Source organism: Streptomyces sp. NPDC090022, from assembly GCF_044748145.1.
In the GTDB taxonomy this organism is placed as follows: Bacteria; Actinomycetota; Actinomycetes; order Streptomycetales; family Streptomycetaceae; genus Streptomyces.
Genome location: NZ_JBIVFN010000031.1, coordinates 58,665 through 85,554 on the forward strand (window position 1 = coordinate 58,665; position 26,890 = coordinate 85,554).

A 26,890-nucleotide genomic window follows, 5' to 3' on the forward strand; every position below is an offset into this window, starting at 1 on the left:
AAACACCCCCCGAAACCCCCGAAGCAGCCCCGGGAACACCCCCCGAAGCAGTCCCCGAAGAAGTCCCCGAAGCCGTCCCCGAAACAGTCCCTGAAGCAGTCATCCGGCAGCCTCCTCGGCTCGTCGTCGGACCGGGCGCGCGAGCACCATCGCGCTGTGGAACCCCCCGAAGCCGCTGCCGACCGTCAGCACCACGTCCGTACGGTGCTCCCGGGCGGTGAGCGGGGTGTAGTCCAGGTCGCAGTCGGGGTCGGGCTCGTGCAGGTTGGCGGTGGGCGGCACGGTGCCGTGCTCGATGGCCAGCACCGAGGCGACGGCCTCCAGCGCGCCGATGGCACCCAGCGAGTGCCCGATCATCGACTTGATGGCGCTGACCGGGACGCGGTACGCGTGCTCGCCGAGCGCCAGCTTCAGGGCGGCGGTCTCGTGCACGTCGTTCTGCCGGGTCCCCGAGCCATGGGCGTTGACGTGATCCACGTCAGCACCCGCGACCCGGGCTTCGCGCAGGGCGATGCGGATCGCCTCGCCCATCTCCACGCCGTCGGCCCGCAGTCCGGTCATGTGGTACGCGTTGTTGGTCGCACCGAACCCGAGGATCTCGGCGTACAGGTGCGCACCGCGCCGCCGCGCCCGCCCGTACTCCTCCAGGACCAGTACGGCGGCCCCCTCCGCGAGGACGAAGCCGCCGCGGGTCCGGTCGAAGGGGCGGGAGGCGGTGGCGGGGCTGTCGTTGTGCCGCGAGGTCGCCTTGATCGCGTCGAAGCAGGCGGCCGTGATCGGCGACAGCGGCGCCTCGCTGGCCCCGGCGAGCATCACGTCGGCGCTGCCCTCGCGGATCAGCTCGGCGGCGTGCCCGAGGGCGTCCATCCCGGCCGTGCACCCGGTGGACACCACCGACACCGGCCCCTCCACCCCGGTCTCGCGGGCCACTTCGGCGGCCAGGGAGGCCGGCGCGAGCCAGTCGCGCAACCGCGGTCCGGCCAGCACGTGGTCGACCACCCACGCCTCCCCGCAGCCGCTGGCCCGCCGGTACGCGTCGTCCATGGCGGAGGCGCAGCCGAGCGCCGTACCCAGACACACCCCGGTACGGGGCCCCTCCGGCCGCTCCGCGTCCAGCCCGGCGTCGGAGAGCGCCTCCCCGGCGCACGCGAGGGCGAACTGCGCGACCCGGTCCAGCCCCGGCGCCATACCGTGACCGGCGGGATCGAAGTCCACCTCGCCGGCCACCCGCGAGCGGAAGCCGCCGGCGTCGAACCGCGTGATCGCCCGCGTCGCCGTCCGGCCGTCGGTCAGCAGCGCCCAGAAGTCCTTGACCCCGACCCCGCCCGGCGCGACGACCCCGAGGCCGGTCACCACGACCCGCCTCACCGCGCGCACCGCGCCACGACCCGTGCGGCCCGCCCCAGCAGCCGGGGCAGTACCGCGTCACGTACGAAGAAGTGCCCACCGGGGACGGTCCGGTGCACGAACCGCTCGGTCGTCCAGCGCCGCCAGCCGGCCACCGCCTCGGGCCGGCCCAGCGGATCCTCCCGGCCGGCCACGGCCAGCACCGGTACGCCGACGGGCCCGGCCGCGGCGCCGCGCAACGCGGTGGCCAGCCGCAGGTCGTCCCGCAGCACCGGCAGCACGGACCGGTGCCAGACGTCGCCCGGAGTCACGTCCTCCGGTACGGCCCCGAACCCGCGCAGTACGCCGACCAGCTCGTCCTCGGCCAGCTCCCCGCCCCCGATCAGGGCGGCGACCCCGTCGGGCGGCGGCAGCGCGCCGACCGCCAGCAGCGCGGGCGCCGGCAGGCCGACCTCGGGCGCGCCCCGGGCCAGCGTGTAGGCGACGAGCCCGCCGAGGCTGTGCCCGTACAGCGCGTACGGCCGCCCGGCGACGGCCCCGGCCACCCCGGCCAGCTCCGTCAGCAGCCCCTCACGGCTGACCACCCGGGGTTCCCGCCGCCGCCGGTCCCGCCCGGGCAGCAGCCAGGGCACGACCTCGACGCCGGGCCCGACGAGCTCCGGCCACCGGTGAAAGGCCGAGACCCCGGCCCCGGCATGCGCGAAGCACACCACCCTCAACGAAACCCCGCCCTTCCCGATCCAGACTCGCTCTCGCTCCCGATCCAGGCGCTCCCGATCCAGACTCGCCACCGGCCGACACGGTGCTCCCACCACCTTGCCGGGGCACGGTGGAGAGGTACTGGAGAGAACGACAAACAGCCCCAGCCGCCCGAACAGCCCCAGCAACCGCAACAGCCCTGACAGCCCCAGCAGCCCCGACAGCCCCGACAGCCCCTAGGCGGCGTACAAGTCGAAGGTCGACCCCCGCTTCGGCCCCGCCATGACGTCCAGCGCCGGATCCACCGTCAGCATCGCCTGGTGCAGCCGCTGCAACTGCGGCGACGGCTCCACACCCAGGTCCTCGATCAGCCGGGTACGCAGCCGCCGGTACACGTCCAGCGCCGTCGCCTGCCGGCCCGACCGGTACAGCGCCACCATCGCCTGCGAGTGGAGCCCCTCGTGCTGCGGATGGCGCGCGATCAGCTCGGTCAGCTCCGCGATCAGCTCCGTGTGCTTGCCCAGCCGCAGGTCGACGTCGATCCGGCGCTCCACCGTGACCAGCCGGCTCTCCTCCAGCCGCATCACCTCGATCTCGAGGATCGGCCCGACCCGTACGTCGACCAGCGCCGGCCCCTGCCACAGTGCGAGCGCCTGACGCAGCTGCGCGGCCGCGCTCTCGTCGTCACCCTCCTCGAAGGCCGCCTGACCACGGGCGACCAGCCCCTCGTACTCGTGGACGTCCACGCACTCCGGCGGGATCTGCAGCAGATAGCCGCCGTGCCGCGTGGCAAGTACCTCCTTCGCGCCACCCGGCCCGCCCGGCCCCATGGCCGTACCGAGCCGCCGGCGCAGCTGGAGTATGTACGTCTGCAAGGTCGTCAGCGCGCTCTGGGGCAGGTCGGTGCCCCAGATCTCCTCCATCAGGGTCGGGACCGGCATCACCCGCCCCGGGTACAGCGCAAGGAGTGTCAGGATCTGCCGCGGTTTACGCGCCGTCGGAACAATCGAGCCCCCGTTGACCTCGGCACTCAACGGACCCAGAACCTGAATCTTCACGGTCTCCTCCGCATGTCGTCGAGTCCCTCTCGAATTTCAGCCTGCGACTGGACGCACGGTAGCCGGGCCCAGGGCAATGTCACCGAATTCTTGAGCCCACTTCGAGCCCACCTCCAAGCTCAGGATTTCCGAGCCACATATCTACTGCTACATTCCACGCGAAGGAAGCCCTCACAGGTTCACTACAGGTTCACTTTCACGGCAGCCGCACCCTGGCCGCCAAGGAGCCATCGGAATCATGGAATTCCTCGTCCTCGGCCCGGTCGAGGTCCACGACCCGCGTACGGGTGCCCGTGGCGCGCCCTCGGGCGCCAAGCAGCGCGCGCTCCTCGGCGCGCTCGTGTCCCGCTCCGGCCAGCTGCTCTCCACCGACCGGCTCATCGACGAGCTCTGGGGCGACGCCCCGCCCACCGCCGCCGCCAACGCCCTCCAGGCCCACGTCACCCGGCTGCGCCGGCTGCTGCACGGGGTCGACGGCGCGGACCACATCACGACCAGCCCCCGCGGCTACCGCCTGCCCGCCCCCAGCAGCGACGCACAGGCCTTCCACCGCCTCTCCGCCGAGGGCCGCGCCGTCCTCCCCACGGACCCCGTGCACGCCTGCGAACTGCTCCGACGGGCACTGACCCTGTGGCGCGGCGCCCCGCTCGACGGCGCGACCGGCGGCCCCCTGTGCACGGCGGAGGCCGACCGCCTCGCCGAGCTGCGCCTGGTCACCGAGGAGGCCTTCCATGAGGCCCGGCTGCGCATCCCGCACACCGACCCACGCCCCCTGACCGACACGCTCGAACGCCTCACCGCCGACCATCCGACGCGCGAGCGGCTCTACGACCTGCTGATGGTCGCGCTGTGCAGGGGCGGCCGGCAGTGGGAGGCGCTGGGCGTCTACGAACGCGCGCGCCACCGGCTGCGTACGGAACTCGGCGTCGAACCGGGTCCGGCGCTGCGCGCCCGCGTCGCGGAAATTCTCGACGTACCGGGTACGCCGGCCGTACTTCTCGACCTGGGCAGCGAAATAGCGCGACTCCGCTCCCAAATCGAGAACCTCCACGTCCGCTTGAACGCATAGCACGAACACAGCTCGGAACACAGCACGGAACATGGAATTCCCCTGGAGCCGCTGAAAACTATCGCAGGGGAGCCTCCAGAGTGAGCCGCCGAGGCGTGGCCCGGCCCCAGGGAAACCCGTGCCGCAAATGGACGGCCGGCGGATCCGCGGCCTCCACCTCGACCACTTCCACGGCGACGGAAGCCACCACTTCCGGTACCGGTTCCAGTTCCAGGAACCGCCACCGTCCGGCGAGATCGTCGGCGGGCGGCCGGAATTCGATCACGCCCCGGTCCTCGGCCAGCGTGAACGAAAAGGAGTCGAACGCCAGCGACAGGCCCAGCCCGCGCGCCTTCGCGTACGACTCCTTCAGGGTCCACAGCCGCAGCACCCGCCGGTCCCGCGGCCGGCCGGCCGCAGCGCGCCCGATCCACTCCCGCTCGCCCTCGGTGAAGGTCTCGATGATCACCTCGAAGCCCTGCTGCTCACCCCGGTCGAGGCGTTCGACGTCCACCCCGATCCGGCAACTGCGGGCGACGCCGAGCAGGTTGTACGCGTGGGCGTGGGAGAGGTTGAAGTCCAGCCCGTCCCCGCCGCGCGGCAGTCCGCCTTCCGGCGTCTGCAGGTACGGCCGGCCGCGCGAGGAGCGCCAGATGACGGCCTCGGCCTCCGGTATGCCCGTCTCCAGCGCCAGCACCCGCCGTACGAGCGCGTGCGCGACGAGGTACTGCCGCCGGTCCCGCTCGAACAGGAACCGTCCGGCGATCTCGCGCTCGTGCTCGTCCAGCCAGTAGGCGGCCAGTGTCGCCGCGATCCCCGGCGCGAGGTCCTCGTTCGGGCAGAACCACAGGTTGATGGGCATCAGGGCAGCCACAGGGGCGTCCGTAAGAACGCCGACGCGGGCAACGGTACGGACACCGCTCCGACACCGGGCACGGTCTCCAGGGCCGCCCAGTCCACGTCGACCCCGGCCAGCCACAGCTCCCGCACCTGCGCGAGCCGCCCGCCGCGCCACAGGGCGGCGACGAACTCCCGCGTCTCGGGCACCCGCCCCAGCCCCATCGGCCCGGCTCCGCCGCCCGTCACCTCCACACAGGACGTCTCCTCCAACGCCTGAGCGAGCTCTTCCAAGTCCTCCACCACCACGGCCCACCGCCACCCCATAGCCGCCCGCCCGACCCTCAGCCCCCGCGCAACCCCGGCCAGCCCCACCCGCTCACCGCTGCCCCTGCCCACCCACTCCCGCAGCCGCCGGGCCGTGGCCTCCACATGCCCCGCGCTGGGCCCGGACAGCACCACCAGCTCCCCCGCACCCCCCGCACCCCCCGCACCCTCCGTCCCGGCAGACCCACTGCCCACCCGGGCCCGACCGTCCCCCGGCGCCACGGGCCCGCACTCCGGCCGCGCCGGGGTGGAAAGCGAACCGGCAGGGCCCCCACCCACACCCCTGTACGGCTCCAGCACCACCCACGCCTCCGCCCCACCGACCCCGCGCACCCCGACAGACACCCGCGCAGCCCCACCCGTCTCCTCAGCGCCCGCCGCCTCGGCTCCCGCCTCGTCAGCCCCCGTCGTCCGAGCCCCCCACGCCCCGCCGTGCCACAGCCCCAACACCCCCCACGTCACCAGCGCAGCCCCCGTCGCAGCCCCGGCCCGCCGCCCCACCACCGGTGCCACCACCTCACCCCCGGCGCACACCCCGGCGCCACCACCCCCGGCGGCCTTCACCGCCGCGTCACGAACACCCGCCGCGTCACGAACACCCGCCGCGTCAGGAACACCGGCCCCGTCACGAACACCCGCCCCGCAGAACCCCACCGCACTCCCCCGCACCACCGCATACAGGGTGTCCCCATCCGCCACCGCCCGCTCCAACGGCTTCAGCAGCAGCGCGCCCACACCCTCACCCACGCCCACACCCTCACCCACACCCGCCGGGCCCTGCGCCCCCCAACTCGACGGATGCACCCGCACACGCACGCCCCCAACGAGCGCCGCCTCGCACTCCCCGGCCCGCATCGCGGCCACCGCCTGGTGCAACGCCACCAGCACCGACGACTCCGCCGTGTCCACGCACAGGCTCGGCCCGGTCAGCCCGAGCACCGCCGAAACCCGGTTCGCGACCCCCCAGCTACTCCCGGCAGCCTCCACACCCGCGCCCACGTCGGCGCCGGTTCCCATCCCCCACAGCCGGTAGTCCCCGGCCCCGACGCCCACGTACACGCCCACACACCGCAGGGCATCCAGCCGACTCCCGGCACACCCGCCGTCCTCGAAGGCCTCCCACGCCGTCTCGAGGAACAGCCGCTCCTGCGGATCCATCAACGCGGCCTCGTCGGCCCCGATCCCGAAGAACTCATGGTCGAAGTCCTGCACCCGCTCCAACCAATGTCCCACCACCCGGCCGGCCCCGGCCGCCCCGGCCCGTCCGCCGGTCGCCCCCGGCCGCCCCTCCGGCACCACGGCCCCGGTGTCCCGCCCCTCACCCACCAGCCGCCAGTACGCCTCGAGGTCGGCCGCCTGCGGATACCGCCCGGCCATCCCGACCACGGCCACGGCAAAGCCCCCCGAAGCCCCCGCACCAGCAGCGAAGCCGGACCCAGGACCGGGACCAGGATCGGACCCAGGACCGGAACCAGGGACGGCAACAAGCCCCGCACCCGGACCCCCACCCCCACCGCGGTCCACCCGCCGCACCCCGGCCAGCAACGCCGTCGCCTGCCCCCGGTCCAGCGTCCCGTTCTTGAACCGGGTCAGGATCTCCTTCTCGTCCACCGCGCCCGCACCCGCCTACGCGCCGCGCCGCCCCAGCAACACCAGGGCCTCGTCCACCGTCAACCGCTCGTCCCGCACCGCGTCCAGTACGACGTCCAGCTCGGCGACCCGCGCCGCCAGCGCCGACACCGACCCGGCCCCGACTCCGACGCCGACTCCGGCTCCGAGCGCGGACCCGACACCGCCGCTCCCTCTCCCGCCCCCGGCCCCGCCCCGCGACCCCACCCCCGCGCGCTCCGCGACGTACACCGCCATGGCCGTCAGGTTCGGGTGGTCGTAGAGCACCACCGACCGCTCCCGCAGCCCGAACGTCCGGTTCACCACCGAAACGAACTCCGCACCGAGGATCGAGTCCAGCCCCAGCACCCCGAACGCCTCACCGGGATCGATGTCCCACGCGTCGCAGCACAGGATCGCCGCGAGCTGCTCCCGCAACACCTCGACGACATCCCCGACATCCCCGACGCCCGCAGCCGCACCCCGAGCCCCGCCGACCGCGGAGCCCACGGAACCGACAGCCCCCGCCGGCCCGACAGCGGCCAGCGCGGCCCCGCCCTGCCCGGCCCCGACCGCACCCCGGCCCCCGACTCCGGCCTCCCGCGCGACCTGCCGCGCGAACGCCACCGGCGTCGGCTGATCCGCGATCTCGGTGGCCGGCACCTGCGTCCCGTACCGCGCGTTGACGACGGCCACGAACTCCACCGTCAGCAACGAGTCCAGCCCGAGCGACTGGAACGTCTGCTCGGGATCGATCTTCTCCGGTTTCACCCGCAGGACGTCGCCCAGCACGGCGATCACGTCCGCGAGTACGTCCCCCCGCGTCCCACCACGACCGGCACCGCCTGCCCCGGCCGCAGCCGCGGCCGCCGCCACTGCCGCCGTACTCGCGGTGGCGGGTAAGGGCGCCGACCACAACGGAACCACGTTCTCACCGCTCATCGCGGACCACTCCTACTCTCAAAACCCTTAGCCGGCACCTCTACGCCCGCGCCGGACCTCAACGGCCACGCCCACCTCAGACCCCGCTCCCCATGAATTCGGCCACCCCGGTCCACACCACGGCCGGCTCCCCCCGCGGCACGGTCCGGTACTCCCCTTCGCGACCCTGCGCGACCAGGCTCGGCAGCAGCAGCGCCCACAGCGCCGCCACCTTCCGCTGGAGCTCGCGGTACGGAACGCCGGTCCCGGACATCACCTCGATGCCGCACGCCGCGGCCGCCACCAGCGACTCGGTCCCTTCCCAGCCGCCCCGCTCCCGCGCACCCACGCCCAAACCACCAGCACCAGCACCAGCACCCGCACCCGCACCCGCACCCGCACCAGCACCAGCACCCGCGACGGTCCCCCGCAGCTCACCCGCGTCCCGCGCCTGCCGCAACAGCGTGCACACCACCGAGATCCACGCCGCGTGGAAGTCCGTCACCGGCGGCTGCTGCCCCGCGCACTCCTTGGTGATCCGGAAACTCGCCGGAATCGCCGGGTCCTCGTACAGCGTCCGTGCCAGCCAGTGCGTCGTATCGATCAGCACCTGGAGCGGCGAGGCGCCGGCCTCGCGCAGCGCCCGTACCGAGTCGTGCAGCAGCGCGCACCCGCGCTGCTGTACGGCTTCCGCGAGCTCGTCCTTCGAGGCGAAGTGGAAGTACAGCGCCCCCTTCGTCACCCCGGCCGCGCCCGCGATGTCCCCGAGGGTCGCGTTGGCATAGCCGTTGCGGTGGAACAACTCGGCCCCGGCGCACACCAGTCGCCTCCGGGTCCGCTCCGACCTCTCCTGCACCGAGTCGTCTCCTCTCGCCCTCGCGAGTCGATCCAGCGAACCTCCGGCAGCCTCCTCCCGGACCGACCCCGCCCCCAGCGAACGCAGAAGGAGGAGGCGAAGAAGCACCGAGAAGGAGGCAGAAGAAGGAGGTCACACCCGGACGAGCCGCTCCCCGCCCGCCTCGACCGCCGCTTCCGCCGGATTCTCCGGGCCGGCCATGAGGATCGAGCGCTGCAGGCGCCGCAGCGCCGCCGAAGGCTCCAGTCCGAGTTCGCGCACGAGCGTGCCGCGCAGCCGCTGGTAGACGTCCAGTGCCTCGCCGCGCCGGCCGGAGCGGTGCAGGGCGAGCATGAACTGGCCGTGCAGGTTCTCGTGCGTACGGTACCGGCTCGCGAGCACCGTGAGTTCGGCCAGCAGCTCGCGGTGCCGGCCCAGTCGCAGATCGGCCTCGATGCGCTGGTCGAGCGCGCACAGCCGGGTCTCCTCGAGCCGCCGCGTCTCCATGTCCAGCTGCACGCCGCCGTGTACGTCGGCGAAGGCGGGCCCGGACCACAGGGTCAGCGCCTCGCGCAGCAGCCGCGCGGCGCCCGGGAAGTCCCCGGCGTCCATCGCGCGGTAGCCGGTTCCTGCGAGCCGGTCGAACTCGCGGACGTCGCTGGTACCGCCGTTGCTGTTGAGCAGATATCCGCCGGGCAGGGTGACCAGCACGTCCTTCGCGGTACGGCCGTCGGCGTCACCCGCCTCCAGGGCGGTGGCGATGAGCGCGCGTAACTGCAGGACGTACGTCTGGAGGGTGGTCCGCGCGCTGCGCGGCGGCTCACCCGCCCACAGTTCCTCGATCAGTGCCGAGACGGGGACGACCTGGTCGGCATGGAGCGCCAGCAGCGCCAGGACCTGCCGGGGCTTCGGAGCGGTCGGCGTGATGGATACCCCGTTCTCCCGCACGGCCAGTGCGCCCAGTACATCGATGTCCACGCCGTACTCCCTCCCCCAGCTACCGCTGGGAGGTGCCCCCAGTCATTGGATGAGTCGCTTGTTCAGTAGAAAACAGGACCGACGGTTTGTCAATATCAAACCGGTCGTGCTGTTTTGAGGACCAGCGAGACCCCAGCATCACTCAAGAAACCTCTCTGACCTGGGAGTTCGTACGAGTTCCAGATCACCGGAGGGGGCACACCACCCCTCGATCCCCCCTCGATGAGGACCACAGCCCCCGCCCGGCAACCCACAAAAAGAGACCACCGAGTCTGTTATGACGGACCGACAGAGAGCCCACACCCCGCAGCAGCCAAAGCCGCCGCTCCCGTCCCCTCGGCCGCCAGCGCACCGAGCGTCCCGCGCGCGGCCAGCCGCGGCAGCATCAGGGTCCAGAACCGGGTGAGCGTGTGCGGCGAGACCCAGTCCCGCTCGGCGGCGCCGAGTACCTCCAAGCCCACGGTCGAGGCGATGACCGCCCGCGCGGCGTCCTGCGGAGAGACCCCCTCGGCGAGCGCCCCCTCCCGTGCCGCGGCCCGCAGCACATCCTCGACCCACACGCCCCACTGCCTGCGCAGGTCGACCCCGCTCTCACGGGCCGCGTCCGCGGACAGCCCGAAGCCGGCCCGCACCACCACATCGCCGGCGAGCAACGCCATCAGCGCATGCGTGGAATCGACCAGCACCTGCAACGAGTTGCCGAGGCCGCCACCGACGCCCCCGACACCCTCCCCACCCGAACCACCAGAACCGCTGCAACCACCGGCACCCTCAGCACCCACGCTCCCCGCACCCGTACCGGCACCGGCACCCGCACCCGTGGCCCCCGCACCCGCACCGGCGCCCACAGCGCCCCCCACCCCCACCCGCCGCCCCACGGTGATGCGCCGCAGCGCCTCCACCGCCCGGTCCTCCACGGCCCCGGCCAGCACGGTCTTGCTCTCGAAGTGGAAGTGGAGCCCGCCGGTGCTCACTCCGGCCCTTCTGCTGATCGCCGCGATCGACGCGGTGACGAACCCTTCCTCGGCGAACACCTCCGCAGCGGCACGGACGAGACTTTCACGCGTGCGGGCGGCACGCTCCTGCTTGGCCATGGACTCTCCACAAACCGCCCTCGCGGTTTGCCCGGGGGGGTACAAGATTTCGCGGACACAGTCGGCGGCTGGACTGGAGGCGGGCTCGAGGCCCGCCGGAATCGGCGGACAGAGGACAACGAACAGAAGGCGAAGAGACAGCGGACGGACACCGAAACAGAGGCGCACGCCAGATGACGCACGACCAATCACCCGGATACCCCGCAAGGGCGCCTCCACAGCACCCCCGCACAACCCGGCCCCGACTTAGCGGACTCCGGTCACGACAACCCGCGCCCCGCGGACCCGGCCGAAGCCCCGGCCCCGGCCCCGGCCCCAGCTGCGGCTCCAGCCCCCGCACCGACACCGGCGCCACCCGAGCCCACCGCCGAGCCCACACCCGAGCTCACGTCCGAAGCCGCCCGCGAGGCCGCCACCTCCCCGCTCACGCGCTCCCCGCGGTCCGCCGCCATGTCGATGCGCGCGAGCACCGCCGGCGTCGCGATGCTCGGGTAGATGTGCTGGTAGACGGCCGAGACCCGGAGCTCGATGTCCGCCCTGTCGCTCAGGGTGTGCGAGTAGATCTGCGCCCCCGCCCAGCAGGCGGAAAGGATCCAGGCGGTCTCGCCCGGGTCCACGTGCGGCAGCAGTTCACCCTGCTCCTTCGCCTCGACGAGCAGTCTCCGGGTGAACTCGATCCACCCCGGCACCGACCCCCCGCCGAAGATCTCCCGCATCCCGGGTCCCAGCGAGAGCCGCGCCCCGGCGCTGAGCATCGGCTCCCGCTTCATCCGGTACGCCAGCACCATCGCCACATCGACGAGTTCCTGCAGCTTGCTGGTCCGGGCGGGCACCCCGGCCTCGCCGAACTGCTCGTCGAGGACACCCTGTGCGAGCTCCTGCTTCGAGGAGAAGTGGAAGTACAGGGCGCCCTTCGTGACGCCTGCCCGGGAAAGGATGTCCGCGATGGTGGCCGCGTCATAACCGCGTTCGTCGAAGACCGCGGCCGCCGCCTCCAAGATCGCGCGACGCGTACGGACCGCACGCTCCTGCCGTGCCACGGTGCCTCCGTTGCCTCCGTTGTGCATGGGGTCTTGCTCCGGCTGGATCCCTTACAGGATCCACCACCCCCACTAAAACCAACCAGAAGGTCCGTATTTTATCAAGCACGATACAACCAACCCTCAACCCTTCCCCGGTCCCTCACATTTCCGACCCTCACCCCACCCGCCGCTCCGCGCGCAGCCGCACCGGAAGCTTCCGGAGCCCGTTGGAGATGAACGACTCCACCCGCGGCAGTGCCTCCGGCGCGTCGGCCAGCTCCAGGTCCGGGAACCGGTCGAAGAGCAGCTGCACACCCACCGCGCACTCGAGCCGCGCCAGCGTCGCGCCCAGGCAGTAGTGCGTCCCGTGCCCGAACGACAGGTGCTCGCCGCGCGTCGCCCGCGTGACGTCGAAGCGGTCGGCGTCCGGCCCGTGCACCTGCGGGTCCCGCCCGGCCGACGCGAAGGAGATCACGATGGGGTCGCCCTTGGGGATGACCACCCGCTGCTCGCCCTCCCCCACCTCGATGTCCTCGACGGCGAAGCGCAGCAGCGCGTACGTCGCCGGCGGCTCCATCCGCAGTGCCTCCTCGACCACGTCCTCCCAGGACGCCAGCCCGTCCCGCACCAGCCGCAACTGGGCCGGGTTGCGCAGCAGTTCCAGGATGCACGTGCAGATCAGGTTGACCGAGGTCTCGTAGCCGGCGGTGAAGAGCAGGATCAGATTGTCGATCAGCTCCTTCTCGCTCAACGCAGCACCCCGACCCCCGTCCCCGTCCCCATCCCCCGACCCCGGCCCCGACCCCTTCCCCAGCCCCGCCGCCCCTTCTCCCCCACCCAGACTCTCGTCACGTGCCGAGATGAGCGCGGTGGTCATGTCGTCGCCGGGGTGCTCCCGCCGGTACGCGATCAGGTCGGCCATGGTCACGTAGAGCAGCTCCGCGTTGGCCTGCGCGTCCTCGGCGCTGATCGCCGTGTCGAAGAAGCCCTTGATGATCCGGTGCAGCGGCGCCCACGACCGCTCCGGTATCCCGAAGAGCTCGAAGACGATCCGGGTCGGCAGCTGGTGCGCGAACGCCTCGCGCAGGTCGACCGGTGTGCCCTCGGGCACCGCCGCGAGCTGGTCCAGGAGCTCCTCGGCGACCTGCTCGATCCGCGGGCGCATCCCCGCCACCCGGCGCGAGGTGAAGGCGGCGGCCACCGGCTTGCGCAGCCGCGTGTGCTCGGCGCCGTACGCCGTGATCATGTTCTGCACGGAGACCCAGATGGCCAGCGGCCACTCCGCGCCGACCTTCCCCTCGACCCACGCGGGCCAGTGCCGGTACGCGTCCTTCGACACGCGCGGATCGACGAGCATCCGGCGGATCGTCTCGCTGCCGCTGACCACCCACCCCGTGACACCGCCGGGCAGCGTCACCAGGGTCGCCGGTCCCTGCTCCCGCAAGTGGGCAGCCTCGGCATGGATGTCCATACCGGTGGGGTCGATCGCGTACGGGCACTGACGTGTCATCAGGAGCTCCAGATGGGTCGGTGAGGGGCGGCAGGAGAGCGGCGGTACCTCGACGACAGGGTGCGAAGGAGCTTCCACACCCCGTATTTCAAACCGCCCATCCGGTTTCTAAAATACCGGTGGCGGTCCCAAGTTTCGCATCGGCCCCCATCGTCCGCCAGCAAACCCCGCAAGTCGGCGAACGCTCGACGGCGGCTTGAATTCCCCTCGCCGCGGCGCACGTGCCAACACCCGGCCGGACCGGGGCATATGACCGGAAGACTGGCTCCCACTTGGGACGGAACCCTGGCGTCCCCCATCACGGCCTTCGTCCGGAACTTCGCTGGTGGGCCGTCGTGCGGGCCCGCGCAAGGGCGCCGTCCCGCATGTTGACACGACCCAAGGTCCGACATGCCGACACCTTTAGCACCTTGCAAACAAAACCGGAGAGTACGTATCTTGCGTGACGCGTACGCATCCCCATCCCATCCGTCGAAACGGCTCTGCGGAGAGGTCCATGACGATGCTGACAATCCGGAAGAACCCTCGGATACGACCCCTGCAGCGGACAGGGGAGCCCTGGACCCGCTGCAACGAGGCCCCCCGCCTGACCACCACGGTTCCCAAGGAGTACGTGCACCGCAGCTCGCTCGCCGAGGTCTTCCTGACCGGCTGCGACCGCATCGACGACGACACGTTCTACCTGACCGGCCAGTGGCCGCGCGCGCACACCTTCTTCACCAGCGCCGACGGCACCAGCCACGACCCCGTCCAGGCCGGCGAGACCATCCGCCAGGTCGGCCTCTACCTCTGCCACGCCGTCTACGGCGTCCCGCTCGGCCACAACGTCCTGCTGTGGAGCCTGGACTTCGACTCCCGCCCCGACCGGCTCCTCATCGGGCGCAGCCCCAGCGATCTGGAGATGATCGCCACCTGTACGGACTTCAGCTGGCGCGGCAACCGCTTCTCCGGCTTCCTCGAGGTCGAGATCCGCCGCTCCGGCGAGCTCGCCGCCACCGGTACCGCCCGCTTCACCTGCGTCGCCCCCGCCACGTACCGCAGACTGCGCGGCACCCGCGGCGGCACCGGCTCGACCCGTCCGCTGGAGCGCCGCGCACCCATCCCGGCGGCCGCCGCCGGCCGGCTGCTGCCGTTCGACGTCGTCCTGGCCGCCGCGGACCGGCCCGGGCGCTGGCTGCTGAACCCGGACCTGGAACACCCGATCCTCTTCGAGCACGCCAACGACCACCACCCGGGCATGGTCCTGGTCGAAGCCGCCCGCCAGGCGGCCTGCGGACTGCGGCCGCCGGGCAGTTTCCGTCCCACCGCACTCGCCACCGAGTTCCTCCACTACGCCGAACTCGACACCCCCTGCTGGATCGAGGCGACGGCCGCCGCCCCCGGCCAGATCGAGGTCACCGGCCACCAGGAGGGACGTACGATCTTCCGCTCGACGGTCACCGGCTACTGAGTCCCACCGGCGTACCCACACCTCCCGAGCCGGCATCGGCTCGGGACGGCCCCCCACGCAACGCACCGCAACCAGGCCACCCACCCGGCGGCCCGGACAACACCCCTGCCCAGGACGCGTACCACACGCGTACAACACCCCTGCACGCCCAACCCCTTCGAACGGTTCATCACCTCGTGTTACGGTCGCGCCGTGATGGAGGGGAGCTCGTTACTACTGGCGGACAGATCCGTACTGATCACCGGCGCCAGCGCCGGCATCGGCGCCGCCGCCGCCCGGGTCTTCTGCCGCGAGGGCGCCCGCGTCACCCTCGTCGCCCGCCGCGCTCCTGAACTCGCCACCCTCGTCGAGGACCTGCGCACCGCAGGCCACCAGGCCCAGTACGTCGTCGCCGACGTCTCCCGGACCGAGGACGTGGCCCGCGCCGTCGCCGCCGCCGTCTCCGCGTACGGCCGCCTGGACGCCGCCTTCAACAACGCCGGCGTGGGCGCCGAGCCCAAGCCGCTGCACCTCCTCGACGAGGGGGTCTACGACAGCGTGATGGACACCAACGTCCGCGGCGTCTGGAACTGCATGCGGCACGAGATCCGCGCCATGCTCACCACCGGCGGCGGAGCCATCGTCAACAACAGCAGCACGGCCGGCCTGGTCGCCACTCCGGTGACGGCCGCCTACATCGCCTCGAAGCACGCGGTCCTGGGCCTCACGAAGGCCGCGGCCACCGAGTACGCCGCCCAGGGCATCCGCGTGAACGCACTGGCCCCCGGCTCCACCCGGAGCGAGATGATCGACGCCTGGCTCAAGGAGAACCCGGCGATGGAGGAGGTCCTCCTCCAGTCGGCACCCCTCCCCCGCATCGCGGCCCCGGAAGAGATCGCCGAGGCGGCCGCGTGGCTCTGCAGCGACCGCGCTTCGTTCGTCATCGGCGCCACCCTGTCCGTGGACGGCGGCTGGACGACCCGCTGACCCCACAACCGCCGGACCAGGCTCCGGCGTACGTGTGAGCTACGTCCCCCGCTTCCGCTGCTCCATCAGCAGCCCCAGCCCGTCCAGGATCCGCTCCAGCCCGAACTCCAGCGCCTGGTCCTGCCCGCCACCCCCCGCAGCGGACACCAACGCCGCCGCCAGTGCCGGGTAGCGATCCCCGTGCTCCCGCATCACCTCACCCAACACCGCGGTGAGCTGCGCATCGGGCCCTCCCGCGCCACCCGCTTCCCCACCCGCGGACTCAGCCACCCCCTGCCCCTGCCCCTGCGCAGCGATCCCCCGCACATGCCCCGTCAGCAGCACCACCGCGTCCATCGCTTCGGCCCCGCTCAGCCCGCATCCCTCCAGCGCGGCCAGCGCCCGCTCCAGCCACGCCAGCTCCCGCGGCCCCATCACCCGTACGCCGACCGTCGCCTCCAGCAGCCACGGATGCCGCTGGAACCCGACCAGCAGCGCGCGCGCCCACTCCCCCAGCCGCGCCCGCCACCCTGCCCCTGGCAGCCCTGCCCCAGCCCCAGCCCCCGCCTCCGCCTCCGGCAGCGGCACTCCCGCCATCGCGCTCTCCACCATCAGCGCGACCAGCTCCGCCTTCCCCGGCACGTACCGGTACAGCGCCATCTTGGTGACCCCGAGTTCACCGGCCACCCGCTGCATCGAGACCGCGCCCAGCCCCTCCCCATCGGCGATCCCCACCCCGGCCGCCGCGATGCCGTCCAGCGTGAGCCCCCGCTTCGGCCCCCGCGCCGGCTTGACCGGCGGCTGCGGCCCCCAGAGCAACCGTGCTGCCGCACCCCACTGCTCACTCATCGTCGGCTCCCGACACCACGTGCTGCTTGCAGCCCAACAAAACTGCGTCTACCGTACACGGTATCGCTTCAGTGTCCGCCGGACACAGTTAGTAACGCTGAAAGGGAGAGTCCCTCATGCCCATCCGCACTGTCCTGATCTCCGGCGCCGGCATCGCCGGCCCCGCCCTCGCCCACTGGCTCGGCCGCCACGGCTTCGAGCCGACCGTCGTCGAAATCGCCCCCGCTCTCCGCCCCGGCGGCCAGGCCGTCGACTTCCGGGGCGCAACCCACCTCACCGTCCTCGACCGCATGGGGGTCCTCGACGCACTCCGCCGCCTCCGGACCGGCGGCAGTCCCATGACTTTCGTCGACACGAACGGTGTGCCCCGCCTCCGCCTCCCCGCCGAGTTCGCCGGCGGCGAGATCGAGGTCCTGCGCGGTGACCTCTCCCGCGTCCTCCACGAGGCCTCACTCCCCTGCACCGAGTACGTCTTCGGCGACTCGATCACGACCCTCACCGAGACCCCCACCGGCGTCGACGTCACCTTCCGCCACGCCCCGCCCCGCTCCTTCGACCTCGTCATCGGAGCCGACGGCCTCCACTCCCACGTCCGCCGCCTCGCCTTCGGCCCGGAGGAGGAGCACGTCACCCACCTCGGGTACTACGCCGCCTCCTGGAGCCTCCCCGACGCCCCCGCCCTCGCCCTCCCCGCCGACGGCACCACCGTCGGTCTCAACGCCCCCGGCCGGCTGGCGAGCGTGGGCCGGGACCACACCGACCCCACCCGCGCCCGCGCGTTCTTCGTCTTCGCATCACCCCGACTACCCCCCACAGCAGAAGCGGCCACCCAGAAGCGCATCCTCACAAGCGCCTTCTCCGGCCTGGGCTGGCACGTCCCCCACCTCCTCGACACCCTCACGCTCGCCCCCGCCGCCGACTTCTACTTCGACTCCCTCAGCCGCGCCGACGTACCCACCTGGTCCACCGGCCGGATCGCCCTCGTCGGCGACGCCGCCTGCGGCGCGACCCTCGGCGGCATGGGAACCGGCACGGGCGTCGTCGCCGCGTACGTCCTCGCCGGCGAGCTGGCCCGCTCCCCCCAGGACCACCGCGCCGCGTTCACCCGGTACGAGAACCTGCTGCGCGACTACGCGCAGGGCTGCCAGAAGGGCGGCGACCGCACCGGCCGGTTCCTCGCCCCGGCCACCAGGACGGGCCTGCGCCTGCGCAACGGGCTCCTCAGCCGCCCGCGCATCCTCGACTGGATGCTGAGGGAGGGCCAGAAGACGTCCTCCTTGCCCCTCCCCTCGTACCCGACCCCCTCCCACCCGACCCCCTCCAGCCCCCCACACCCTTAACGGCGTTAACGCCGTTAACGCCCGCCCCCCCTACTCCCCACCCACCAAAACCCACCAAATCCCCCATGCACTCACACACCCCCACCCCACCCACCCAGAAAGAACGATCCGCCTGGTTTTCCGCTTCAGGCCCCGGCTAGATTCCCCCGTGCGCAACGATCACCGCACACACCACTCCCCCACCCCACCGAGGAGACCCACGTTGGCGAGGGCCAGGCAGGAACGTGCCGAAATCACCCGGCAGGCGATCCTCGACGGCGCAGCCGTCGCGTTCGACCAGGCCGGCTTCGGCGGCACCAGCCTCAGCGACGTCGTGAAACACGCCGGTGTCACCAAGGGCGCCCTGTACTTCCACTTCCCGTCCAAGGACGCCCTCGCCCGCACCCTGATGGACGAGCAGTTCCAGATCTCGGAACTACTCCCCCGCATCGAAGAGCCCGGCCTCCAGACGGCCATCGACCTCACGCACCACATGGCCCACGGTCTGCGCACCAACGTCCGGGTCCGCGCCGCCATCCGCCTCGTCGTCGAGTTCGGCTCCTTCACGAAGCCGGACCCCTCCCCGTACGACACGTGGATCGACATCACCCGCAGCTGCCTGGACCCGGCCCAGGAGCGCGGCGAGCTGTTCCAGACGCTCGACACCGCGCACCTCGCCACCTACCTCGTCGGCTCGTTCACCGGCCTGCAGGTCACCTCGTACGTCCGTACCAGCCGTGAGGACCTGCACGAGCGGATCGTCGACCTCTGGACCTTCGTCCTCCCGGCGGTGGTCCCCGCCCGCCGACTGCCCCACTACGACCCGGCCGGCTCCCCCGCGTGCCGCGCCGAACTCGGACTCCCGCCCCGGAACCCCCAGGCGGTCCCGGTCGGCTGACGGCTCTTCCACCCCGATCCGAGGGCGGTGACCGTTAACGGCGTTAACGCCGTTAACGGTCACCGCCCTCAGCCGTCCCCACCCCACCCCCATCCCGCACACAACCATCCACCCACCCGGCCCGAACCGGCCCCTCCGCGTCAATCCGTTAGCAAAACTCAAGCGTGGCGCACACACCCACCCAAGAACGTTAGTAAAGTCCCTCCCATGACTTCGCCCTCGTCCCAGAGCGACCGCGAGAAGGTCGTCTCGAAGCTGCCCCCGTGGCTCCGCCAGGAGTTGAAAATCCGCACCGCCCAGCTGCGGGTCGACATCCAGGACGCCGTTCACCAGGGAATCGCCCACTGGGCCGCCCTCGCCTCGGCTCCCTCCCCCGTCGACACCTCCGGCGCCGAGTCCTTCTCCACCTGGCTGCCCGCCGGCCAGTGGGAGTCGTTCCGCGCCCACTCCAAGGACCGCGGCGTCTCCCTCATCCAGGGACTCGCCCAAGCCGTCCAGCTCTGGCTGGAGATGAACCCGGCCCCCACCGTCCAGCGCCCCTCCGTGGTCCGCCGCATCATCGTGTGCAACCAGAAGGGCGGCGTCGGCAAGACCGCCATCACCGCGGGCACCGCCGAGGCCCTCGCCGAGGACGCGGCAAGCCTCCACCCGGTCCGGATCGCCCGCCAGCTGGCCCGCCTCGCCGAGGACGACACCCAGCCCGAGCCCAGCGCCTTCGACCGCGAGGACCTGCCCGGTCTCGGCATGCGGGTCCTGCTCGTCGACTTCGACCCGCAGGGCCACCTCACCAAGCAGCTCGGACAGCAGCCGCTCCCCATCGGTGGCGACAGCCTCACCTGCCACATGGCCGGCGAGGCCAAGGGGCCACTGCAGGACCTCATCGCCCCCGTCGCGGACGAGCGCTTCGGCGACCGCCTGCACCTCCTGCCCGCCTGCACCGACGCCTTCCTCCTCGACGTCCGCCTCTCCACGGTCCGCGCTCGCGAGGCCGCCCTGGAGCGTGCCCTCGCCCCCGTCGAGTCCGAGTACGACGTCATCCTCGTGGACTGCCCGCCCAGCCTCGGCCTCAGCATGGACGCGGCCATCTACTACGGCCGCCGCCGCGACGCGGAACAGCCCGGCGCCTCCGGAGCCCTGATCGTCGTACAGGCCGAGGACTCCTCCGCCGACGCGTACGACCTCCTCACCTCCCAGATCAACGACCTCCGGGACGACCTCAGCCTCGACATCGACTACCTCGGCCTCGTCGTCAACCTCTACGACGGCCGCCGCGGCTACATCGCCACATCCTCCCTCCAGGCCTGGATGGACATAAAGGATCCGCGTGTCGTCGCCGTCGTACCCGACCTCAAGGAACAGCGCGAAGCCGTCCGTGTGAAGCAGCCGCTGTTCGTCTACGCGCCCAAGGGCGACCAGGCCGTCGCACTGCGCGCACTCGCCAGGGAGATCTCATGAGCAAGGCCGACAAGCTCGGCGTCTCGGCGTCGTTCGCCCGCGCCCAGACCGCCAGCGTCAGCCCCCGCCGCGCCGCCATCGCGGAAGCCACGGGTGCCCCCACCTCCGGCGCGGTCCCCCCGTCCGAGGTGCCCATCGAGGCCCTGGCCCACAACCCTTTCAACCTCCGCGAGGAGCTCACCGACCTCGACGAGATGGCACAGTCCCTCGTCGCCCGCGGTCAGCTGCAGCCGCTCGCCGTCGCCACCCGCATGGCTTTCATGGAAGCCCACCCGGGCCAGACGGACGGCCTCGGCCGCGCCCCGTACGTCGTCATCGACGGCAACCGGCGCCTGGCCGCCGCCCACCTCGCCGGCCTCAAGACCATCCAGATCCACGTCAACGACAGCCTCGCCGCCAGCGCCGCGGACATCCTCGAATCGGCTCTCATCGCCAACATCCACCGGGTCGACGTCGCCCCCATGGACCAGGCCCGGGCCCTTCAGGAACTCGTCGAGGTCCACGGCTCCCAGGCCCAGGTCGCCAAGCGCCTCGGCAAGACGGCCGCCTGGGTCTCCCAGCGCCTGACCCTCCTCAACCTCACCCCCACCCTCCAGGAGAAGGTGGAGACCGGGGAGCTCAAGGTGGAGCCGGCCCGCCGTATCGGCCGGCTCCCCCAGGAGGACCAGGCGGCCGCGGCCGACGAGACCCTTAACGCCGTTAACCCCCCGCGCCAACGCACCCGCCCGTCCCCGGCAACCAGCGCTCCCCAGCCCCCGACCCCCGCACCCTCACCCACCCCGGCACAGACCTCCAACCGCCGCATCACCATCGCCGCGGACTCCCCGGAAACCGTCGCGGACGCCCTGACCGCCCACCTCACTCCGGACGACCTGAAGGCCGTCACGGAACTGCTCATGACCCGCATCTAGCGGTACGCACCACGCCCGGGGGCGCTAACGGCCTTAACGCCGTTAACGCCCCCGCGTGCGTTTCATGTGCGTTTAGCCGTGCGCTTCACATAGGCTCAGCCCTGGAGGTACCCCATGCCCAACGAACAAGAGAGCCTCTTCGCCGCAGTGGACGCCCTGCTCGAAGAAGCCGCCGCCCAGGACGCGCTCCCCCACCCCGACGAGCGCAAGCGCCTGCGCGAAGCCGCCGGCCTCAGCCAGGACCAGATCGCCAAGGCGCTCTCCGTACGCCGTGAAACGGTCACCTCCTGGGAGACGGGCCGCACCGACCCCCGCCCCCCGAAGCGCGCGGCGTACAGCCGTCTCCTCGACGGCCTCTCGGCCCTCCACCCCCTTAACGGCGTTAACGCCGTCAAGACCGAGCCCTCCCCCACCCCCCCACACCAGCCGACCCCCGAGAGCGTTAACGCCGTTAACGCCACGCCACCCCCCACACCCCCCACCCAGCCACAGCCGTCCCTGCCCACCCCACCCCCCGTCAACGCCGTTGCCCCCACCCCCCGCACACCCCCCCACCGCCCCACACCCACCCCCCTCCCCCCCATGACCGGCAACGGCCCCCTCGCCGTCCTCGACGGAACCGGCCAGGCCCACGCCGCCGGCGGTGTCGTCCTCGACCACCCCGTCAAGGACCTCCCCACCCTGATCACCTGGGCCCTCACCGAAGCCGACCTCCACTCCCCCCGCCTCCACCGCAACGGCAAGGACGGCGACCCCCTCCTCGTCCTCACCCCCGCCGCCACCGAGGCCCTCGGTCTCCCCCTCGTCCTCGAAGACCGCCGAGGCCTCCGTCTCCCCGACAACCACCCCGTCCTCAAGCAGCTCACCAAGGCCAAGTGGCAGCTCACCCGCCGCGGCTTCGGCCCCTGGGCCCGCGTCTACCGCCCCGCCACCGCGGCCACCGGCCGCCAGTGCGTCCAGCTCGCGGTCCTCCCCTGGGGCGCACTCGACCCCCGCGCCTGGGGCGAGGGCACCCCCGACCTCCCCGCCCCCGAACTCGCCGAGCTGCTCACCACCTACGCCTCCCGCGTCCTCACCCCCCGCGGCTCCACCGCCGTCACGGGCCTGGAGCTCATGACGGCCCTGCGTCCGCCCACCCGCGCCGCCTTCAACGCCGCCACCAAGACCTGGGAGTCGGCCACCGTCCCCGGCTCCCTCACCCGCCCCGTCGACCCGGCACCCCCCGAGGCCCCCGACGAGCACCCGGTGGTCGCCGCGCTCTACCCCCGCACCCACCAGCGCACCCCGGACCAGGTCCTCGACGAAGAGGCGTACGACTGGATCCGCAGCCCCGAACTCCTCACCGACGCCGAGTGCACCCGCACCCACGCCGTCGGCATCGACATCAACATGGCGTTCGCCGCGGCGGCCAATCGCCTCCTCGTCGGCCTCGGCCCGGCCGTCCACACCACGCACCCCGCCTTCGACCCCAAGCTCCCGGGCAGCTGGCTGGCCGACCTCTCCCCCCTTTCCCTCGACCCCCGTCTCCCCAGCCCCTTCACCCCCCACGGCCGGCCCCCCACCGGCCCCGCCTGGTACGCGACCCCGACCCTCGCCTACGCCACCGAGCTCGGCTTCGACGTCCGGCCCACCGAAGCCTGGGTCCGCCCGGACAACGCCCCGTACCTCGACGCCTGGTACACCCGCCTGCGCGACGCCTACCTCGCCACCATGGCCGACCTCGGCGTCACCACCGCCCTCACCGACGACGCCTTCCTCACGGCCATGCAGGACCACAAGCAGACGAGTCCCGCCCACGCGGCCGTCCTGTCCGCGATCAAGTCCACCGTCAAGGGCGGCATCGGCAAGCTCCGCGAACGCCCCCAGGGCGCCGCCTACCGCCCCGGCGAGTCCTGGCCCGCCCTGGAGCGCCCCACCTGGCGCCCCGACATCCGCGCGGCCGTCATCTCCACGGCCCGTGTCAACATGCACCGCAAGATGCGCAAACTCGCCGAAGCGGCCGACCTCCACCCCATCGCCGTCCTCTCCGACTGCGCGGTCTACCTCTCCGACGGCCCCAGCCCGCTCGACTTCCTCCCCCGCACCCCCGAGGGAAAGCCCCTGCCCGGCGGCTTCCGCCTCGGCGTCAGCCCCGGCATGGTCAAGCACGAAGGCACCCAGCCTCTCCTCTGGGCGGTCCAGATGCTCGACGAAGGCCACAACCCCGCCCGCCACATCAAGGGCCACGACGCCGCCGCCGACGGCGAGTAACCGGACAACGGAGACCAAGAGCCCCACCCATGGCAGACATCAACGACAGCCTCACCCGCGCCGACGAACAGAACTTCACGCGCCCGATCCCCAAGTCCGCGGGCGCCCAGATGCGCTTCCTCGTCAAGCAGCTCAAGTCCACCAAGGCCGTGGCCGATCTCCTCGGCATCTCCCGCCGCACGGTCGAGCGCTACGTCAAGAACCAGATCCAGCACCCCAAGCCGGCCCTCGCCGCCCGCCTGGAACGCGAAGTCCGCAGCCGCTGGCAGCCCCTGGTCCGCAAGCGCGCCCGCGACCAGGCCGCCAAGCAGACCGGCATCGTCATCGAGACCCGCGCCCGGTTCGGCTTCACCGCCGCCCCCGGCACCACCGACGACGGCCGCATGCGCCGCATCACCCAGCACCTCCCCCCGGAGTACGCCTCCCGCCTCCTGGCCGCCCAGGACGCCGGCGCCACCGAGGCCCAACTGCGCCACATCACCGCCGAGGCGCTCCAGGAGATCTACTTCCGGGACAACGGCGCCCGCGCCACCGGTCTCCTCGTCGAGTTCACCGACATCGACTACGTGGACTTCAACTTCTGACACCTCCAGAAGCCCCTGTACGCCCCCCACAACGCACGTCGGCCCCCTCCCGACCCCCTGGGGTCAAGAGGGGGCCGAAAGCCCCTCCAGCGGCCACACAGGGCCCGGAACAGTCACGGACCAAGGGGCCTGCCGAACTACCCCACAGCGTGCAGCGTCCGACGACGCTTCGACTCCGCGGCCTTCTTCGCGGCGGCCTGCGCCGCCCTCTTCTTCCGCTGCTCCGCCAACTGGTCCTGATACGCCGCCACCGCCCGGTGGTAACTCGCGACATACCCGCGGGCGTCCAACCGCTCGTCCGTGGGCATGTCGTTCACCGCGGCCACCGCGTCCTCGAAGGAGTTGTACCCGGCCAGCATGGGGTTGATCTGGTACACCCCGTTGCGGACCTTACGCACGAGCTTCGCCAGCTCCAGGCTCCGCAGCGCCGCGTTGACACTGGGCCGGCTCAGGTCCAGCAGCCCGCCGATGGTGGCCTGATCGATGAGGATCCGGCCCCCGGGCTCACTCAGCGAGCGCAGCTTCAGCAACACCCGGTAGGCCGCCGGCGGCAGGTCGAGGTCGGAGAGAAGCCCGTCGGCGTTGACCGCAGCGAATCGCAAGGTGCTCACTGAGCTGTCCCTTCTTCCTTGCGCTGTGCCCGGCTCAGCCGACGCGCAGCGCGCTCTTTGGCCCGTTCGGCCCGCAGTTCCTCGATGGCCTGACGCATATGGTCCAGCGACGGGAACCGCACCAGGTCCGGCAGGCTCGTATCGCTGCGAATCTGCGAGATGGTGCTGTGCTGCTCCACCTTCACGAACTCACCCGCCGTCTCCGTCCCCGGGATGAACTCAGCCACCCGGTAACTGTAGGGCGGGTTGAACTGATAGACACCCCGCCGCACCTTGAAGACGATCCCATGAGACATCACCGTGTGGAGAGCTTCCGAAGTCTTCGTCCGACTGACGTCGAGGATGGTAGCCATCTCCTCCTGGGTAAGTGGAATCCGCCCCCCCGCCCGCTGGCACGCGATCAGCAGCAGGATGAGCCTCAAGGGCAAGGCTTCCCTGAAGTACTGGGCAATCACCAGGAAGAACTCAAGACTGTCCATCGAGAACGCATTTGGCTGACTCTGCGTCCCGTAGAACTCCAGCGGCTTGCGCTCACCGTCCAGCGTGAGCTTCCGGCTCGGATACCGCCTCGCGAGGCTGTCCAGATCCTTGACCGGAGCCAGTGGCTGACTCCACGCCGAGATCGCGTCATCAACGGGGAGATCAGGACGCGGCGCGCGCGCCGGACTCGGCCGACGGCGCTGTGGCTCTGATGACACGAGGATGCTCTCCACTTCGTTGATCTGCAGAGAGCAGTATGTCAACAAGGGTGACACTAATGTCACGCTCGTTGACGTTCGGCGTGTCTTATGTCCCCCCAGTAGGGACACATCTCGGCCACCCCCCTCTCAGCACGCCCTTCGTGCCCCCACGGCCAACCCCACCGCACCCCCCACCAGTTCGGCGACACATCCCCGCCAAAACGTCAGCCCCACCGACGTTTTGGCCCAAAAACCGTCAGCGCCACTGACATTTTGCAGCCGTTGTGTCCCCCTACCAGCGACACATCCCCCCAGATATGTCCCTCCTGAGGGGACATATCTTTCCCCCCGCACCGCCCCTGACCTGCGGCAACGCATCTCCGTACCCTCTATACACCGGCCGCCGTCCATCTGCGGCCCCAAAACCCCGTCACCAACACCCCCGGAGCCCACCGTTCCCCACGTTTCCCCGACACCCACCCCCACTCACCCCCTCCCGGACACACTGTCCAGAACGCCGCCCAATCTGACTGATTCCCGTCTCTATCCACGATTCACTTTGAAGCACACCTCAACCACCCCCTTAACGCCGTTAACACCACCCCCAACTCACCCCCCAACCCACCCGGTTACCCCCCGCACAACCAAAGACCCACCCCCAGAACCACCACCCGATGCACGGCATGGAAACCCAAAACAGAGGGCCCAACCCCCCAAACAGCTACGCAGAGCACAGCCAACTCGATCTCTATCAAATGGGTAGCTCTTGGGACCCGGAGCGGAGCCGAGGAACCGACGCCCGAAGGGCGCCGCTGCAAGCGCAACGAACCCGAGTCCCTCCCCGGCCCCCAGCACTCGGAAGCCCAGAGCGAAGCGGAGGGCTTCAGCACCCGAGGGGTGCTTCAAGCAAGCGAAGCAAGCTCTGTCACTCCCCAACACGCACTGCTGAGGGCCCGGAGCGAAGCGGAGAGGCTGGCCCCGAAAGGGCCCCGACGAGCGCAGCAAGCCAGGGTCTTCACCAGAGCACAGCACTAAACCTCCGAAGCGGAACGGAGGACACAGTGCCTCCGAAGGAGGCTCCGGCGAGCGCAGCGACCCGAAGCCTCTCCCGAGCGCGTAGCGCTCGGAGCCCCAGAGCGAAGCGGAGGGGCCAGCCCCCCGAAGGGGGGCGGCGAGCGCAGCGAGCCGGGGTCTTCACCAGCGCACAGCGCTGAACATCCGAAGCCGAGCGAAGGACGCGGAGCCTCCTTCGGAGCGCACAGCGCTCGGGGTCCGGAGCGCAGCGGAAGGTTTCAGCCCCCGAAGGGGGCTTCGAGCGAGCGAAGCGAGCTCGATCACTTCCCAGTACGCAGCGCTGCAACCCCTGAGCGCAGCCAGCCGGACCCCTCCCAAGCGCGCAGCGCTTGGGGACCCGGAGCGAAGCGGAGGGGCCAGCCCCCGAAGGGGGCCGGCGAGCGCAGCGAGCCGGGGCCTTCACCAGCGCGTAGCGCTGGGGTTCCGAAGCGAAGCGGAGGAACCAGCCCCCCGAAGGGGGGCCCGGCGAGCGCAGCGAGCCGGAACCCTCCCAAGCGCGCAGCGCTTGGGGACCCGGAGCGAAGCGGAGGGGCCAGCCCCCGAAGGGGGCCGGCGAGCGCAGCGAGCCGGGGCCTTCACC

The 26,890-nt window shown here is 71.6% G+C and carries 23 protein-coding genes; 9 read left to right on the plus strand and 14 right to left on the minus strand.

The features are described 5' to 3' along the window. Positions 1–99 precede the first annotated feature (99 nt). From ACIPXB_RS33235 to ACIPXB_RS33245, 3 genes are all read right to left on the minus strand, one after another. Complete coding sequence (locus tag ACIPXB_RS33235; RefSeq protein ID WP_401456049.1) at positions 100–1,368, minus strand: beta-ketoacyl-[acyl-carrier-protein] synthase family protein; 1,269 nt, start codon at positions 1,366–1,368, stop codon at positions 100–102. Continuing rightward, entirely contained in the window at positions 1,365–2,057 is a 693-nt protein-coding gene (locus ACIPXB_RS33240; protein WP_401456050.1) for a thioesterase II family protein, read from the minus strand. The genes ACIPXB_RS33235 and ACIPXB_RS33240 overlap by 4 nt, the downstream gene beginning before the upstream one ends. A 225-nt stretch (positions 2,058–2,282) precedes the next feature. Further along, the gene (locus ACIPXB_RS33245) at positions 2,283–3,104 is read right to left on the minus strand and encodes a BTAD domain-containing putative transcriptional regulator (protein ID WP_401456051.1); all 822 of its coding nucleotides are present in this window, start codon (positions 3,102–3,104) and stop codon (positions 2,283–2,285) included. Positions 3,105–3,342: 238 nt separating this feature from the next. Here ACIPXB_RS33245 and ACIPXB_RS33250 point away from each other — a divergent pair, with 238 nt between their 5' ends. After that, entirely contained in the window at positions 3,343–4,173 is an 831-nt protein-coding gene (locus ACIPXB_RS33250) for a BTAD domain-containing putative transcriptional regulator (protein ID WP_401456053.1), read from the plus strand. Between the two features lie 58 nt (positions 4,174–4,231). Here the strand turns inward: ACIPXB_RS33250 and ACIPXB_RS33255 are convergent, their stop codons facing one another. The 8 genes from ACIPXB_RS33255 to ACIPXB_RS33290 form a co-directional block, all read right to left on the minus strand. Beyond that, positions 4,232–5,026 (minus strand): 4'-phosphopantetheinyl transferase family protein, encoded by a 795-nt coding sequence (locus ACIPXB_RS33255; protein WP_401456055.1) that lies wholly within the window; start codon positions 5,024–5,026, stop codon positions 4,232–4,234. Further along, complete coding sequence (locus ACIPXB_RS33260; RefSeq protein ID WP_401456057.1) at positions 5,014–6,708, minus strand: polyketide synthase; 1,695 nt, start codon at positions 6,706–6,708, stop codon at positions 5,014–5,016. The genes ACIPXB_RS33255 and ACIPXB_RS33260 overlap by 13 nt, the downstream gene beginning before the upstream one ends. Before the next feature lie 234 nt (positions 6,709–6,942). Beyond that, positions 6,943–7,866, minus strand: coding sequence for an acyl carrier protein (locus ACIPXB_RS33265; protein ID WP_401456059.1), 924 nt, complete (start codon positions 7,864–7,866; stop codon positions 6,943–6,945). 76 nt (positions 7,867–7,942) lie between these two features. Continuing rightward, on the minus strand, positions 7,943–8,701 hold the full coding sequence (locus ACIPXB_RS33270) for a ScbR family autoregulator-binding transcription factor (RefSeq protein ID WP_401456061.1): 759 nt from the start codon (positions 8,699–8,701) through the stop codon (positions 7,943–7,945). A 132-nt stretch (positions 8,702–8,833) separates the two neighbouring features. Continuing rightward, positions 8,834–9,658: a BTAD domain-containing putative transcriptional regulator gene (locus ACIPXB_RS33275; protein WP_401456063.1), complete on the minus strand. Its 825-nt coding sequence runs from the start codon at positions 9,656–9,658 to the stop codon at positions 8,834–8,836. 275 nt (positions 9,659–9,933) lie between these two features. Then, positions 9,934–10,752: a TetR family transcriptional regulator gene (locus tag ACIPXB_RS33280; protein ID WP_401456066.1), complete on the minus strand. Its 819-nt coding sequence runs from the start codon at positions 10,750–10,752 to the stop codon at positions 9,934–9,936. Positions 10,753–11,012: 260 nt separating this feature from the next. After that, complete coding sequence (locus ACIPXB_RS33285) at positions 11,013–11,792, minus strand: ScbR family autoregulator-binding transcription factor (RefSeq protein ID WP_401456068.1); 780 nt, start codon at positions 11,790–11,792, stop codon at positions 11,013–11,015. 157 nt (positions 11,793–11,949) lie between these two features. Then, entirely contained in the window at positions 11,950–13,284 is a 1,335-nt protein-coding gene (locus tag ACIPXB_RS33290; RefSeq protein WP_401456070.1) for a cytochrome P450, read from the minus strand. A 496-nt stretch (positions 13,285–13,780) separates the two neighbouring features. Here ACIPXB_RS33290 and ACIPXB_RS33295 point away from each other — a divergent pair, with 496 nt between their 5' ends. Next, positions 13,781–14,734, plus strand: coding sequence for a ScbA/BarX family gamma-butyrolactone biosynthesis protein (locus tag ACIPXB_RS33295; protein WP_401456071.1), 954 nt, complete (start codon positions 13,781–13,783; stop codon positions 14,732–14,734). A gap of 195 nt (positions 14,735–14,929) precedes the next feature. Beyond that, entirely contained in the window at positions 14,930–15,700 is a 771-nt protein-coding gene (locus ACIPXB_RS33300) for a glucose 1-dehydrogenase (RefSeq protein WP_401456092.1), read from the plus strand. A 39-nt stretch (positions 15,701–15,739) separates the two neighbouring features. Here ACIPXB_RS33300 and ACIPXB_RS33305 read toward each other — a convergent pair whose 3' ends face one another. Next, positions 15,740–16,528 (minus strand): TetR/AcrR family transcriptional regulator, encoded by a 789-nt coding sequence (locus ACIPXB_RS33305; protein ID WP_401456074.1) that lies wholly within the window; start codon positions 16,526–16,528, stop codon positions 15,740–15,742. Positions 16,529–16,644: 116 nt separating this feature from the next. Between ACIPXB_RS33305 and ACIPXB_RS33310 the strand changes: the two genes are divergently transcribed. The 6 genes from ACIPXB_RS33310 to tpg all read left to right on the plus strand — a co-directional run bounded on the left by ACIPXB_RS33310 (position 16,645) and on the right by tpg (position 23,945). After that, entirely contained in the window at positions 16,645–17,868 is a 1,224-nt protein-coding gene (locus ACIPXB_RS33310; RefSeq protein WP_401456075.1) for an FAD-dependent monooxygenase, read from the plus strand. A 202-nt stretch (positions 17,869–18,070) separates the two neighbouring features. Then, positions 18,071–18,745: a ScbR family autoregulator-binding transcription factor gene (locus ACIPXB_RS33315; protein ID WP_401456078.1), complete on the plus strand. Its 675-nt coding sequence runs from the start codon at positions 18,071–18,073 to the stop codon at positions 18,743–18,745. 207 nt (positions 18,746–18,952) lie between these two features. Beyond that, positions 18,953–20,200, plus strand: a complete 1,248-nt coding sequence (locus tag ACIPXB_RS33320) for an AAA family ATPase (RefSeq protein ID WP_401456081.1) — start codon at positions 18,953–18,955, stop codon at positions 20,198–20,200. Then, a complete protein-coding gene (locus ACIPXB_RS33325; RefSeq protein ID WP_401456083.1) occupies positions 20,197–21,111 on the plus strand; it encodes a ParB/RepB/Spo0J family partition protein in 915 nt (304 codons plus the stop codon). Before ACIPXB_RS33320 ends, ACIPXB_RS33325 begins: the two co-directional genes overlap by 4 nt. 114 nt (positions 21,112–21,225) lie before the next feature. Then, the gene (tap, locus tag ACIPXB_RS33330; RefSeq protein ID WP_401456085.1) at positions 21,226–23,361 is read left to right on the plus strand and encodes a telomere-associated protein Tap; all 2,136 of its coding nucleotides are present in this window, start codon (positions 21,226–21,228) and stop codon (positions 23,359–23,361) included. A gap of 29 nt (positions 23,362–23,390) precedes the next feature. Continuing rightward, the gene (tpg, locus tag ACIPXB_RS33335; protein WP_401456086.1) at positions 23,391–23,945 is read left to right on the plus strand and encodes a telomere-protecting terminal protein Tpg; all 555 of its coding nucleotides are present in this window, start codon (positions 23,391–23,393) and stop codon (positions 23,943–23,945) included. A 137-nt stretch (positions 23,946–24,082) separates the two neighbouring features. Here the strand turns inward: tpg and ACIPXB_RS33340 are convergent, their stop codons facing one another. Next, a complete protein-coding gene (locus tag ACIPXB_RS33340) occupies positions 24,083–24,556 on the minus strand; it encodes a MarR family transcriptional regulator (RefSeq protein ID WP_401456087.1) in 474 nt (157 codons plus the stop codon). Continuing rightward, positions 24,553–25,269: a hypothetical protein gene (locus ACIPXB_RS33345; protein ID WP_401456089.1), complete on the minus strand. Its 717-nt coding sequence runs from the start codon at positions 25,267–25,269 to the stop codon at positions 24,553–24,555. Before ACIPXB_RS33345 ends, ACIPXB_RS33340 begins: the two co-directional genes overlap by 4 nt. Between the last annotated feature and the right edge of the window lie 1,621 nt (positions 25,270–26,890).